The organism is Yersinia sp. Marseille-Q3913 (assembly GCF_963892745.1).
Lineage (GTDB): Bacteria > Pseudomonadota > Gammaproteobacteria > Enterobacterales > Enterobacteriaceae > Yersinia > Yersinia bercovieri.
Window position 1 is genome coordinate 12,690 of the sequence record NZ_CAWQAF010000016.1, and the last position, 13,526, is coordinate 26,215.

Below are 13,526 nucleotides of genomic sequence, written 5' to 3' on the forward strand. Positions count from 1 at the left end.
AGCATCACTTCGAGCTTAAATCAAGCTTCCACAGGTTTTAGCTGCGGCGACTGCGCCCGCAGGAATGGCAGCAAGAAGAAAGCAGATAAGCAGGCGGCAACGGAAATCACCACAAAGAAACCATTCCAGTGCCAAATCTCCATCACACGAGCAATAGGGTAGCCAGATAAAGCCGCACCTAAGTAGGCAAACAACCCAACAAAGCCGGTGGCAGCACCTGCTGCGTCTTTATGTGAGCATTCAGCAGCAGCCATACCAATCAGCATCTGCGGGCCAAAAATAAAGAAACCAATGGCGAAGAAGCAGCCCGCCTGCAAGACATAACTGACCCCCGGCATAATCCACAACGACGCGACAGAGAGGAAAATACCAATGGCGAAAATCAGGTTCATTGGCCCACGATTACCGCGAAACCACTTATCAGATCCCCAGCCCGCCACCAGCGAGCCAATAAACCCGCCCACTTCAAATAATGAAATTGCTGAGTTGGCGGTCATCAATGAGTAGCCTTTCTCTTGCGTTAAATAGAGATTTCCCCAGTCATTAATTGCAGTACGAACGATATAAACCAGTACATAGGATACCGCCAGCAACCAGATATATTTATTGGTTAACACATAGCGCTTCACTATCTCTTTATTCGATAACCCTTGGCCCTCTGACTCCTGCACCAGCTCCATGGCATCATTGCGCCACTTACCGACACTCGGCAACCCCATGGTGCTTGGCTTATCGCGCAAGCGCCAACACATCAGCAAACCAATCACTACACCGATAATACCGGGAATAATCATGCCGTAGCGCCAGCTAAAATGTAGAGAGATAAAACCGACTAACAGTGGGATTAATGCCCCGCCAAAATTATGGGAGGTATTCCAGACCGCCCACCAACCACCGCGCTCTGAGCGTGAATACCAGCTGGTTAAGATTTTGGAGCATGGCGGCCAACCCCAGCCCTGGAAGAACGCATTAAGAATCCACAGCGTACCAAATACCAAGAGTGACGAGCTCATGCCAAACAGGATATTGATAATCCCGGTCATGACCAGCCCAATTCCCATAAAGTAGCGCGGGTTTGAGCGGTCACTGATCATGCCAGAGATAAATTTAGAGCAGCCGTAGGTGATATAAAACAGTGTGCCTAAGATCCCAACATCTGACATCGTCAGGCCTAAATCACTAAGCATGGCGGGCATAATGAAGGTGAAACTTTTGCGGGTAAAATAGAATGCCGCGTAGCCGATATACATCGTCCACATTAATTGAATGCGCCAATATTTATAAGAGGAATCAATTTGTGTTTGATTCGTTACTGGCGGTACGTTATCGCGGCTTTTGAGGAAAGACCACATGTTGAACCTCAGGATATTTTTACAAGTGCCATCATCATGATGCGCGCGCGCGCGAACCCCATCAGAGAAATTCCCGCCGCATCCGAGAATATTTCTTAGTTTTCATTAGCTGGCGATGAAACTGCGGGAAGGATCACATTTAAGCAGGTGCCCTGATCGACACTCAGGCTAAAGCTGCCCCCTAGCGCGCTGACTCGAGATTGCATACCACGCAGCCCATACCCCGGTGTTAATGTGGCCAAATCTATACCTTTTCCGTTATCACGGATCGTCAGATATATTTTCTGTTTATCCTGCCGTGCATTAATCTCAATCCGGCTGGCGGCCCCATGGCGATAGGCATTGGTCACGCCCTCCTGACAGATACGGTATAGCGTGATTTTCAGCGTCTCGTCTATCGGATGATCATCCAACTGCCAATTCAATACGCCCACGACGGATTGGTCTTGCGGGATCAGTTCGCGCATCAATGCCGCAACTGCCGCCGATAACGGCAAGTTATTCAATGCTGCTGGCCACAATTTAGCTAACACATCATGGACGCCATCATAGACCCGCAGTGCCAGCGTCTCTATCATCTCGGCGCTGGTCAGCACTGGCGGCTCGGCGGTCAAGCGCCTGATAATACTGGCTTGAGTACGGATCACGGTCACTGTCTGCCCTACCTCATCATGCAGCTCTCGTGCCACATCACGACGGGCGTGCTCTTCCGCCACCACTAATGCTTTCGCTAACTCACGATTTTCATTCAAGCGGATTTGCAGTTGTTGATTCAATTCCCGCTGACGCTGAATGCCCGCCCCCAGCAATAAGCCGGTCAAACTCTGCGCAAGCAGTGACAGTAGCAGGTCGCGATGGGAGTCCAATTGCGTCGGCGTATTGATCAATAGCACCACGCCATTCAGCAGTGTCGCCACCGCGCCCCCTTGCCAGCCATAGCGGTAAGACATAAAGACAATCGGAATAGCCAGGCAGAATGGCGCAAACAGGTGCAAATCCGTTTCGGTGACTTGATACTGCAACCAGATACTCAGCGCGAATAGCAGCAGATACCACATGATATGCTGCAAACGCAGATTAATCGGCTTATGAATCAGCCCCGGCTCTAAGGGTAACCAAATCTGGCGTGCAAAATAGTGCCACAATAACAAGCAGGTAGGCGCGATAGTAAAGCCTCCCACCAGCCCCAGCAATAATGCCATCGCCCCCTGTTGACTCGCGATTTGCCATCCCACGGCCTGTATCAAGGCGGCAGCCAGGATCACCGCGCCTTGCATCAACGGCCATTGCCATTCGCTGCTGTTTTTCTGATGGCGCAATAACCAGGGGGAAGCAAAAACGGCCAATAGGGTAGTCGCCAACAGGAGGGGGAGCGCGTACCACAATAGATCGACGTAACCAAACTGATCGGTTAGCAGCCACCACAGTAGTGCGTCACCCAGCAGAATACCCGGCCAGTACTGACGTGGGCTTTGCAATAAAATGCCCATTCGCAGGCCAAAGGGGAATAACAGCAGTGCCTGTAAGGGCCGATCAACCAGTTGAGTGCCGATTGACCATAAGCAGAAAGTTGCAGTGGTATAGATAAAAAACAACGCGACTGACATGATCAAACGCTGCATCATAGGTTCAGAACCTGCTTCGCCAGCTCCACATTATTGCTGACACCCAACTTGGCAAATAGGTTAGCGCGATGCACATGGACGGTTTTAGGTGACAGGCCGAGCGACTCTGCAATTTCGCGTACTTCCATCCCCTGCGCCAGTAACACCGCCACCTCACGCTCACGGCGGGTCAAGGGGTCGACGGCAATACGAGCCAGTTGTTGAGCAATTTCTGGCATCAAATAGACACCGCCACTACCCACGGTTCGCACGGCTGAAACCAGATCTTCCGGTTTACAACGTTTGGAGAGAAACCCGCGCGCGCCGCGCTCTAACGCCATCTCGACCAGCGCCGGGCTGTCATGCATCGACAGCATAATGACCCCTAGCCCTGACGGAAGATCCTGCAATAAATCTAAGCCACTCTCATCGGGCATGGAGATATCACAAATACAAATATTGGCCTGTAAACTCGGTAGCCCGGCGCGAGCCTGCTTTGCCGAATTAAACTCCCCCACCACCTGAATATCCTCTTCCAGAGAAAGTAGCTGAGCAAACCCTGAGCGCACAATGTCATGATCATCAATAAAAACAACACGGTAAGTCATCAAGAACTCCAACCAGTGATGGTCTGAGCCTGTAGTATACCGCAAGCTTATTGCGCCAAGGGAGATTGGCGTCAAAAATCGAGCCAGAACTAATTATAACCGTGCTAATTGATTATATTATCGGCTGATAATGTCTGGCAGGAGCCTGACACCAGTTATTTTGTTCATTAATCCCACCATCCGGTGAGGTGTAGCCTAAACAGCCCAAAATTGAATCAAACAGTTCAACATGGCGGTGTGTTTTGCCCACCCGCTGCTCTGCTTGCAGTTGCTCAAAAGCAGCGAGGTGCTCAGGTTGTGACAAAAATTTGTCTGAAGCCCAAACCATTAATGGCACGCGGAATTGTTCTGGCGGGGCCATTTCTCGTGGGGTGCCGTGGAAGTGAGAGTTATCGTCAATGGACTCACCATGATCAGCAGCATAGAACACCAATGCTTTCTTATCGCGCATTTGGTCAATTACATTGGCGATAAACGAATCGGTGTACAACACGCTGTTATCAAAGGAATTTACCAGTTGTTGTTTGCTGCAAAAATCATCCACACCCATACATTCTGGCTGATAGCGGGCATAGCTGCGGGGGTAGCGTTGGGAGTATAGATAGTGTGAACCTTTGGTATGCAGGATCACCAAATGCTTACCTTCCGGATAGCGCCCAAGTGACTCTTTCAACTCATCAACCAGTAGCATGTCATCTACCGGTTTATCGTCGTTACGTTTCTCCGAGGCAATTAATTCTCGGAACGAATAGTTATCAGTGTTCGCATTATTGTAGAACCACATCTCGCTCTGCATGGCGAACAGCTCAGAAGTGAACCCCAATGATTTCATGACGGCGAATACATTTTGCTCTTTCAGTGTGCGCTGCGGATTATCTTCCGCACCACCTTCGCGCACAAACATACAGCGCAGCGAGAGTTTGGTGGAGGTATCGCAGGATGTGCCACGGAAAGCGACCAGATTCTTCTCTTTACTTAAACGAGGGGTGGTATCACGTGCATAGCCTAGCAACCCCATATGATCCCAGCGGGTCGTCTCACCAATAATAAACACCACATAGGTTTCATCAATACCGGCGGGTGCGACATAAGTATGATGCTCAGTTGGGTTATACAGTGTGACTGCATCATACTTTTCGTTGTATTGCGTATAGGCGTATAAACCCAGTGCTGCCAACCAGTTAGAGGGCAAATAGGAGTGAGCAACCACGCCGCCATAACTCGGTAAATCCACGGTTCTCAACTGCTCATTAGTGGTTTGCACATTATCCAGATAGCGAAGTGGCAGCCAAACCAGCGCTACCGCAGCCATCATCAATAAAATGGGCCTAATGCGCTGACCGGGGGTCTTAAATTGCTCAAGCAGAGTGAATCGTAAGGAGTTTTTCCAGATAAGTAGCAGCGGCAACGCACTGACCAGTACCATCCAGACCACAAAATGCAGCCCGATGACCTCTTTCGAAAGGTCGGTATCCGTGGTTAATACAGAAATCACGATGCCATAGCCAATCACGACATTGAAAAAAGTCATGTAATAGCTGGCGGCAACAGAAATTAGCACCAATAAACTCGCGACCACACGATAAAACCATCGGCCACCGAGTGATATCACCCGCATAACAAAAAAGGTAAAGAGGATGATTGCCATCACTTCGATGATAGCAGTCAATACTTTTATGCCTTGGATACCTTGGCTGAAGGAGTCAAAACGACGATAAAAGACAGAGATATTCAGGAAAATTCCAATATAAACAGCCAACAACAAAGAAATACTTTGCTGCGATAAAGATTTCACTCTGTCCATAAAACGCCAGGTCTCCAAAGACACTATTTGCGGCTTGAATCAATCAGACAGTGAACCTCCTTTCAGGTTCAGTGTGATATCAATAAGCAGGCTATTGAATCTTGCTGCGAGAATTATCTTAGCGGCTATTAGTGGACCAGTCCGCGAGCTAACGCAAACTCTATGTAGACCATATTGGTAGATTTGCTCAAAAACAGCACAAAAGAGACTTAGGGGAAAAAGTAGGAAGATACAGCCCACAAGAGAATTCCCATGGGCTTCTGAGGAGAGAGGTGGCTTATTTAATATTCAAAGTAACATCAATATTGCCACGAGTTGCATTGGAGTATGGACAGACAACATGCGCCTTTTTCACTAAATCTTCGGCGGCACTGCGCTCAATCCCCGGCAAGCTAATATCCAGTTGAACTTCAATGCCAAAGCCGGTCGGAATGGCACCAATACCGACAGTGCCCTCAATGCTGGCATCGTCAGGGATTTTGACCTTCTCTTTTGATGCAACGAATTTCAGTGCGCCAAGGAAGCAGGCCGAGTAACCCGCAGCAAACAATTGCTCTGGATTAGTCACCGCGCCACCCGCACCACCCATCTCTTTAGGTACACCTAATTTCACATCTAATACGCCATCAGAGGATGTTGCCCGCCCGTCACGACCACCGGTGGCTTTAGCTTTAGCGCGGTATACGACTTTTTCGATAGACATAGTGCTCTCCTTTCAGGGTCAATAAATATGAAGAATCAGTTCAACTTAAAAGTATGGCACTCATTATGAAAAAGCCCCCAATTTTGGGGGCTTCAAAGCAATCTTACTGAGCAGGGGTATCTATCTTGTCGTCTATCCGCTGCAACATATACGGATAGAACGGATTGGACGAAATGCGCATCAATGAATCCAATCCAACCACCAGCACCGCACGTTCACCACGCGCGGCAAAGGTCCCCAAACTGATACCGTATTGGTCACGCGGATCAGGGTAGCGGCCATACAATGAATCACTCATTGGGAATGGCAATGCGACGTGAGACAACGAGAAGATATCCGGCGGATAGACCAAGCCAGTTGGCACTGAAGTCTCGTTGGTTTCACCTGCCAGTGTGGTTATCGCCAATGTTTCATTACTTTGCGGCGAAACATTGGTGATCACAGTGGCACTGTAATTACGTGGCGGCGGCGGCAATAAGCGAGCCAGCGCGGTATAAGAAGATGTTCTCAGTAGCGGGCCGAAGCTGGCTGCGCGGTTCAAATCAAACAGCACCACTTCGCTGCCATTTTTCGGCAGGTGATTGTAGAGCGCAGTTACCACAGCACGGGTACTAACCGTTGAGTCCATTAATGACTGGAAAGTCAGAATTGGCGGCAACTCATCCATCTTATTGTTTCTGGCATCACGCGCAATTTGCTGCTGCAACACAGAAGTGAGCAAATAGGACTGACGCGCGGCATTGACCGGGAACGAGTTGTATTTGAAAGGATTAAACTCAGGCACTATCCCCAACCAAGCCGCTTTGGCAAAGGCGGGGAAGATAGCTGGCCAGCCAGCAACACCGGCAAAACGCGCAAAACTAGTCACGCCAATCATTGGAGAGATCAATATCACCCGCGCAGGTTTCGCCAGTTTGTGGTCATCCATTGAGTCCAGTGTGTACTTCATTGCTAGCGCACCGCCATTGGAGAAGCCAACGACATGCAAGGGTAAATCTGGACCACTAAGCGCTTTGGCCTCACGCACTGCCAGACGAGTTGCGGCTAACCAATCCTGCCATTCAACATCTGTCAGGGCTGCGGGTACAGATCCATGGGCTGGCAAACGGATACCGATGGCAACATAACCACGCTGACGATAATTTTCAGCGATATGGCGCAAGCTATAAGGGGTATCGGTCAAACCATGCAGCAATACCACAGCACCTTTCGGTTGCCCATCAGGTTGCAGAATATAAGAACGATTCCAGTCATTTTTAAAATGTGGCGGGTAGATCGAACTACCAGAATAATAGCGGTTTAGTGGAACCTGAGTTCTTGGTTCCAATTTTTCGGTAACATTTATCCGAACTTCATCGAAAATGTTATTTTCAGTTTTTATGTAATCCGCCCAACTGGCTTTATCAATCTCAGCCGCGTGCATTTCATGGGGAACGAAAGTGTGCCAAAGCTCAAGCTTCGGACCACGTTGTGTATCGTAAATACGTATTGCCAGTATGGTTACGGACATTACCACCAAGACCAGTATAATCCGTTTAATCCACCGCTTAATGGCTATGCCAAGCATGGGCCGTTACTCCGTAGGTCTATAATTTTTCACAATTGAGGTCAGTTTATCACCATCTGGCCACGCCGCTACATTAAACGCAAAATATTCTCTTGGTATATAATGCGATATAAATAAATCAGCATGCCGTTATTGCTGTCAAATGAATCTCGACAAACAGGCTAATTATCCGATATCTCTTGAATCTCAAAGTGACATTAAATATGCCCGTAAAATTTAAAGTATCTGATTTAATCTTGTGCCGGTGCAATATCGAGTTGATCATGCTGCCCCATAAAATAATGACTTAGGTTACCATTAGCATTTTTGATATTAGGCCCAGCTAGGGAATTAATTTATGCGAGGTTAGCGGCTCACTCTTAACAACTTAAGTTTGGCCGCTGGATCCTCTACCAGCAGCCAATCATTACCCTAATCCCATTATGCTCCGGGGCTTTCTACCTGCGCCTGAAGGGTACGCGATGGAGACTTACGCAACCAAATCCACCAGGCAAGAGTCATTAAGGCAACCCACGCCAAGCCAACATACATGGCAATGCGGGTATCAGGGAAATACCCCAGAACCGCAATAATGAATGCCATAAAGATAATGGTCAGAATCGGTGCCAGCGGCCAAAACGGCACAGGAAAGGCCAATCTGGCGACATTTTCTTTACTCATTGAACGGCGCATTGCCACTTGCGATATCAGAATCATCAACCACACCCAAACTGTGGCGAAGGTCGCGATCGAGGCGATAATCAGGAATATATTTTTCGGAATCAGATAGTTCAGCACCACACCACATAACAGCGCAATTGCCATCACCAAAATAGTCATCCAAGGCACGCCATTTCGTGTCAGGCGGCTAAAGCACTTAGGTGCCAGCCCTTCTTGCGCCATGCCATACATCATGCGGCCAGCCCCGTAGATATCACTGTTAATCGCCGAAATAGCGGCGGTGATCACCACCAGATTGAGAATATTAGCGGCAGAGCTTATACCTAATCTGCTGAAAATTTCGACAAATGGACTGCCATTCTGCCCAATACTATTCCACGGATAGATAGCCATCAGGACAAATAGTGTCAAAACATAGAACAGCAGAATACGCACTGGCACGGTATTAATGGCGCGGGGTAATACTTTTTCCGGGTTCTTCGCCTCACTGGCCGTCACCCCAATAATTTCAATACCACCAAAAGCAAACATCACTACCGCAAATGAGGCAATCACCCCCGTGATACCATTTGGCATAAACCCTTGGTGAGACCATAAGTTACTGACGCCAGTATTCTCATGACCCGCGCCAAAACCAAACATCATAATGCCCAAACCTGCGGCAATCATGGCAATAATCGCCGTCACTTTTAGCAGAGATAACCAGAACTCCATCTCACCAAAGACTTTGACTGAACAGAGATTTAGCGCACCAATAAAGAAAATAATACTTAGCACCCAAACCCACTGCGGGGCATCAGGGAACCACAGCCCCATATAGATGCCGAATGCGGTGACATCAGCCAGCGCCACGATAATCATCTCAAAGGTATAGGTCCAACCGGTCAGAAAACCCGCTAATGGCCCAAGATAACGGCTGGCATAGTGCCCAAACGAACCGGCAACTGGATCATGCACCGCCATCTCACCCAGTGCGCGCATCACCATAAACACGGCAGCACCACCAATCAGGTAAGCGAGTAAAACGGCTGGCCCCGCCAGACGAATCGCCTCGGCAGAACCATAAAATAAGCCGGTACCAATGGCGGAACCTAACGCCATAAACCGGATATGTCGCGCACTGAGACCGCGTTTCAGCGTGGATGAATCATTCTTCATGGTACATTCTCGCAAAATTTGTGCCCTTTCAGGCAGGGGTTCAGAGAGTGATCCCGTTAGCTGGGATCACCTATAGGCAAAAGTGATGACTATTTTTTATTTATTAGAGGCTGGGTAGAAGATGCGGTGGCATCAGTTCATTCATATGACGCTGTGCAATGAGCTGACTGGCAGCTTCAATATCGGGGGCAAAGAAACGATCTTTTTCGTAGTAAGCCACATGCTGGCGCAATAGCTGACGAGCTGGCTCCAGCGCATTTGACGTTTTCAAGCCTTTACGCAAATCCAGCCCCTGACACGAGGCCAGCCACTCCACGGCCAAAATACCTCGTACGTTTTCAGCCATTTCCCACAAGCGTTTACCTGCGCGGGGAGCCATAGAAACATGATCCTCCTGATTCGCCGAGGTAGGAATACTGTCGACGCTGGAAGGGAATGCCAGCCCTTTATTCTCACTGGTGAGAGCCGCAGCAGTAACCTGCGCAATCATAAAGCCAGAGTTTACGCCGCCGTTCTCCACCAAAAATGGCGGTAACGGCGACATATGTTTATCCATGAGTAGCGAAATACGGCGCTCTGATAATGAACCTATTTCTGCCAGTGCCAATGCCAAATTATCTGCCGCCATCGCCACTGGTTCAGCATGGAAGTTGCCACCAGATAACACGTCGCCTTGCTCAGCAAAGACCAGTGGGTTATCCGATACCGCATTAGATTCGATAGCTAACACTTCAGCGGCCTGACGCATTTGAGTTAAACAAGCCCCCATCACCTGCGGCTGACAACGCAGAGAGTACGGATCTTGTACTTTGTCACAATTACGGTGGGACTCTGATACTTCGCTACGGTCACCTAACAGATGGCGGTAAGTGCTGGCAGCATCAATCTGCCCGCGCTGGCCTCGTGCCGCATGGATACGGGCATCAAATGGGTTGCGGGAGCCTAATGCCGCTTCAACCGTCAAGCTGCCGAAGACAGAAGCCGCAGCATAGAGGTCTTCTGCCTCAAATAGGCCGCGTAGCGCATAAGCGGTAGAAACCTGAGTACCATTAAGCAGCGCCAGCCCCTCTTTTGCTGCCAGCGTGAGTGGTTGCAAACCAGCTTTGGTCAGCGCAGTACGCGCATCCAGCCACTCCCCTCGATAACGAGCCTTGCCTTCACCGAGCAACAGCAAGCTCATATGGGCCAAGGGTGCCAGATCGCCAGAAGCACCTACAGAGCCTTTTAGTGGAATATGAGGGTAAACTTCGGCATTAACCAATGTTATCAGCGCCTGAATAACCTCTAGCCGAATGCCCGAAAAACCACGAGCCAAACTGTTGATTTTCAACACCATAATCAGGCGCACAATGGCATCATCATTGGGTTCGCCAACACCCGCAGCGTGGGAAAGAACAATCGAGCGCTGTAGATTTTCCAGATCTTCCGTGGCAATACGGGTAGATGCCAATAGACCGAATCCGGTATTGATACCATAAGCGGTGCGCTTCTCTGCCAATATGGCTTGCACACAATCCACACTTTGTTGAATGGGGGCGTAAGCACTATCATCCAGCATGATATGTACCGGATGTTGATAAATATGCCGCAAATCAGCCAACGTCATCTGCCCTGGGCACAGTGTCATTGTTTCCATTGTTGTTTTAATGCTTGTTTTCATGAAGGTTTCCCCTGAGTCGCGGCAACCATTGGCAGATTCAACCCCTGCTCTTGTGCACATTGAATGGCGATATCATAGCCCGCATCGGCATGACGCATCACACCAGTCGCAGGATCATTATGTAGTACCCTGGCGATACGTTCGGCGGCTTCGTCGCTACCATCACAAACCACCACCATGCCAGAGTGCTGAGAGAAGCCCATGCCCACACCACCACCATGATGCAGCGACACCCAAGTCGCGCCACTCGCAGTATTCAGCAATGCATTGAGCAGCGGCCAGTCAGAGACCGCATCAGAACCGTCTTGCATAGCTTCGGTTTCACGATTAGGGCTGGAGACCGAACCGGAGTCAAGATGGTCGCGACCAATGACAATCGGAGCCGACAGTTCACCACTACGTACCATTTCGTTAAAGGCTAAACCTAATTTAGCGCGCTGACCCAGGCCGACCCAGCAAATACGCGCCGGCAGCCCCTGGAAGCTGATACGCTCGCGAGCCATATCCAACCAATGGTGCAAATGTTCATCATCAGGGATGAGTTCTTTAACCTTCGCATCTGTTTTATAAATGTCGTCGGCGTTACCAGAGAGCGCGACCCAGCGGAACGGGCCAATACCACGGCAGAATAACGGCCGAATATAAGCGGGGACAAAACCAGGGAAATCAAAGGCGTGAGTCACACCCATATCCTGTGCCATCTGGCGAATATTATTACCGTAATCAAATGTTGGGATGCCCATATTGTGGAAGGCCAGCATCGCTTCAACATGTTCAGCCATCGAAGCCTTAGCTGCATTCACCACCAACACTGGCTCACTTTGGGCGCGTTGACGATACTCTTCCCAGCTCCAGCCTCTCGGCAGATAACCATTCAACGGGTCATGCGCACTGGTTTGATCGGTCACCATATCCGGGCGAACACCACGGCGCACCAGTTCAGGTAAAATCTCAGCCGCATTACCGCACAAGGCGATAGAGACCGCTTCACCCGCAGTGGTGTATTTTTTGATTCGCGCTAATGCATCATCCAGATCTGTAGCTTGCTCATCCACGTAACGGGTTTTCAGACGAAAATCGATACGGCTCTGCTGGCACTCAATATTCAGGGAGCAGGCACCGGCTAAGGTTGCTGCTAGTGGTTGTGCGCCGCCCATACCACCTAGCCCCGCGGTTAATACCCAGCGCCCTTTTAAGCTACCGCCAAAATGTTGCCGCCCCGCCTCGACGAAGGTTTCATAGGTGCCCTGCACAATGCCTTGGCTACCTATATAGATCCAACTGCCCGCCGTCATTTGGCCGTACATGGCCAACCCTTTGGCATCCAGTTCATTAAAATGTTCCCAATTAGCCCAGTGAGGAACCAAATTTGAGTTGGCAATCAATACCCTAGGTGCATTACTGTGAGTTTTGAAGACGCCGACAGGTTTACCAGACTGAATCAGTAAGGTCTCATCATCATTTAACTGCGTCAGGCTTGCTACAATTTGGTCGTAGCACTCCCAGTTACGAGCTGCGCGGCCAATACCGCCGTAAACCACTAACTCTTTTGGATTCTCAGCCACTTCAGGATCAAGATTATTCATTAACATGCGCAGCGGGGCTTCGGTCAGCCAACTTTTGGCAGTAAGTTTTGTACCACGTGCGGCTCGAATCTCATTATCACGGAATCTGTTTTGGGCAGTCACGGCAATTTCCTTCAACCAGTTTTTCAGGTATCAACGACATTACTTCTCTTGAGCATTTATTAACATATACTCGTATAGACAAGTACAATCAAGCTCAGGAAAAACTGCAATATTCCGTCAAGGGCACAAAAAACAATTACGTTAATAATCTTTAAAATTAATTAGTTATCGTTAACTCTATTCTGAACCACGGTAGAGTAAAAGGATTTTTGACGTGTTTTTCTCTATAAAATCAGCATAAAATTGGTCTATTTTTGCGCACGGAGTCACATATAATTTACACAAATTTTACATTGCGACATGCTACATGCGCGATACCTCGCAGCTGATTTGAGTGCGCGACATCACCTGATTCATTATCTCGCCCCTCAGTTGGAATCAAAAAATGGATCTATTTCTCGCAAATAAGTCAGAGATAAAAATCCGATCAGCGATACACACGACAAATCGTGCCAAAATAATAAATAAAGGTGGGTGCATACAGGGGTAGGATAATTTATAGATCTATAGATGGCAGGTGGTATTCATACATCTAAAGCGGGTCGTCGGCGCGGCGATGGGTAAAGGTTTTCTCTAATAGTCGTTCCCAGAATGATAAAAGCCCCAACTGTGTTAGTCAGGGCTTTTAAGGTACTACAAATTTAAAATTAAACATTAATCAACTTAATAACGTGATACTTATCTTCATACTGTTTATAACGATGTACATGTTTCTACAGGAA

General features: G+C 48.8%; 9 protein-coding genes. All 9 read right to left on the bottom strand.

Annotated features, from left to right (window positions below; all coding sequences use genetic code 11):
- Window positions 1–20: 20 nt before the first annotated feature.
- Complete coding sequence (locus AACW11_RS08465; RefSeq protein WP_145518373.1) at window positions 21–1,352, bottom strand: MFS transporter; 1,332 nt, start codon at window positions 1,350–1,352, stop codon at window positions 21–23.
- 95 nt (window positions 1,353–1,447) lie between these two features.
- Window positions 1,448–2,977, bottom strand: coding sequence for a signal transduction histidine-protein kinase/phosphatase UhpB (gene uhpB, locus AACW11_RS08470; protein ID WP_212586455.1), 1,530 nt, complete (start codon window positions 2,975–2,977; stop codon window positions 1,448–1,450).
- Window positions 2,974–3,564 (bottom strand): transcriptional regulator UhpA, encoded by a 591-nt coding sequence (uhpA, locus tag AACW11_RS08475; protein ID WP_212586456.1) that lies wholly within the window; start codon window positions 3,562–3,564, stop codon window positions 2,974–2,976. Before uhpA ends, uhpB begins: the two co-directional genes overlap by 4 nt.
- 112 nt (window positions 3,565–3,676) lie before the next feature.
- Window positions 3,677–5,368 carry a kdo(2)-lipid A phosphoethanolamine 7''-transferase gene (eptB, locus tag AACW11_RS08480; protein ID WP_212586457.1) on the bottom strand — a complete coding sequence of 564 codons (1,692 nt, stop codon included), beginning with the start codon at window positions 5,366–5,368 and terminating at the stop codon, window positions 3,677–3,679.
- Window positions 5,369–5,645: 277 nt separating this feature from the next.
- Window positions 5,646–6,071 carry an organic hydroperoxide resistance protein gene (locus AACW11_RS08485; protein WP_212586458.1) on the bottom strand — a complete coding sequence of 142 codons (426 nt, stop codon included), beginning with the start codon at window positions 6,069–6,071 and terminating at the stop codon, window positions 5,646–5,648.
- A gap of 103 nt (window positions 6,072–6,174) precedes the next feature.
- Window positions 6,175–7,638, bottom strand: coding sequence for an alpha/beta hydrolase (locus tag AACW11_RS08490; protein ID WP_212586459.1), 1,464 nt, complete (start codon window positions 7,636–7,638; stop codon window positions 6,175–6,177).
- A 420-nt stretch (window positions 7,639–8,058) separates the two neighbouring features.
- Window positions 8,059–9,456 carry an amino acid permease gene (locus AACW11_RS08495; protein WP_212586460.1) on the bottom strand — a complete coding sequence of 466 codons (1,398 nt, stop codon included), beginning with the start codon at window positions 9,454–9,456 and terminating at the stop codon, window positions 8,059–8,061.
- A 103-nt stretch (window positions 9,457–9,559) separates the two neighbouring features.
- Complete coding sequence (gene hutH, locus AACW11_RS08500) at window positions 9,560–11,092, bottom strand: histidine ammonia-lyase (RefSeq protein ID WP_212586495.1); 1,533 nt, start codon at window positions 11,090–11,092, stop codon at window positions 9,560–9,562.
- Between the two features lie 20 nt (window positions 11,093–11,112).
- A complete protein-coding gene (hutU, locus tag AACW11_RS08505) occupies window positions 11,113–12,804 on the bottom strand; it encodes a urocanate hydratase (RefSeq protein ID WP_212586461.1) in 1,692 nt (563 codons plus the stop codon).
- Window positions 12,805–13,526: the final 722 nt, after the last annotated feature.

Excerpts from the sequence above, each read along its gene's own strand:
- uhpA (WP_212586456.1), bottom strand. The coding sequence starts at position 3,564 with ATGACTTACCGTGTTGTTTTTATTGATGATCATGACATTGTGCGCTCA.
- uhpB (WP_212586455.1), bottom strand. The coding sequence starts at position 2,977 with ATGATGCAGCGTTTGATCATGTCAGTCGCGTTGTTTTTTATCTATACC.
- AACW11_RS08465 (WP_145518373.1), bottom strand. The coding sequence starts at position 1,352 with ATGTGGTCTTTCCTCAAAAGCCGCGATAACGTACCGCCAGTAACGAAT.
- hutH (WP_212586495.1), bottom strand. The coding sequence starts at position 11,092 with ATGGAAACAATGACACTGTGCCCAGGGCAGATGACGTTGGCTGATTTG.
- AACW11_RS08485 (WP_212586458.1), bottom strand. The coding sequence starts at position 6,071 with ATGTCTATCGAAAAAGTCGTATACCGCGCTAAAGCTAAAGCCACCGGT.
- AACW11_RS08495 (WP_212586460.1), bottom strand. The coding sequence starts at position 9,456 with ATGAAGAATGATTCATCCACGCTGAAACGCGGTCTCAGTGCGCGACAT.
- AACW11_RS08490 (WP_212586459.1), bottom strand. The coding sequence starts at position 7,638 with ATGCTTGGCATAGCCATTAAGCGGTGGATTAAACGGATTATACTGGTC.
- eptB (WP_212586457.1), bottom strand. The coding sequence starts at position 5,368 with ATGGACAGAGTGAAATCTTTATCGCAGCAAAGTATTTCTTTGTTGTTG.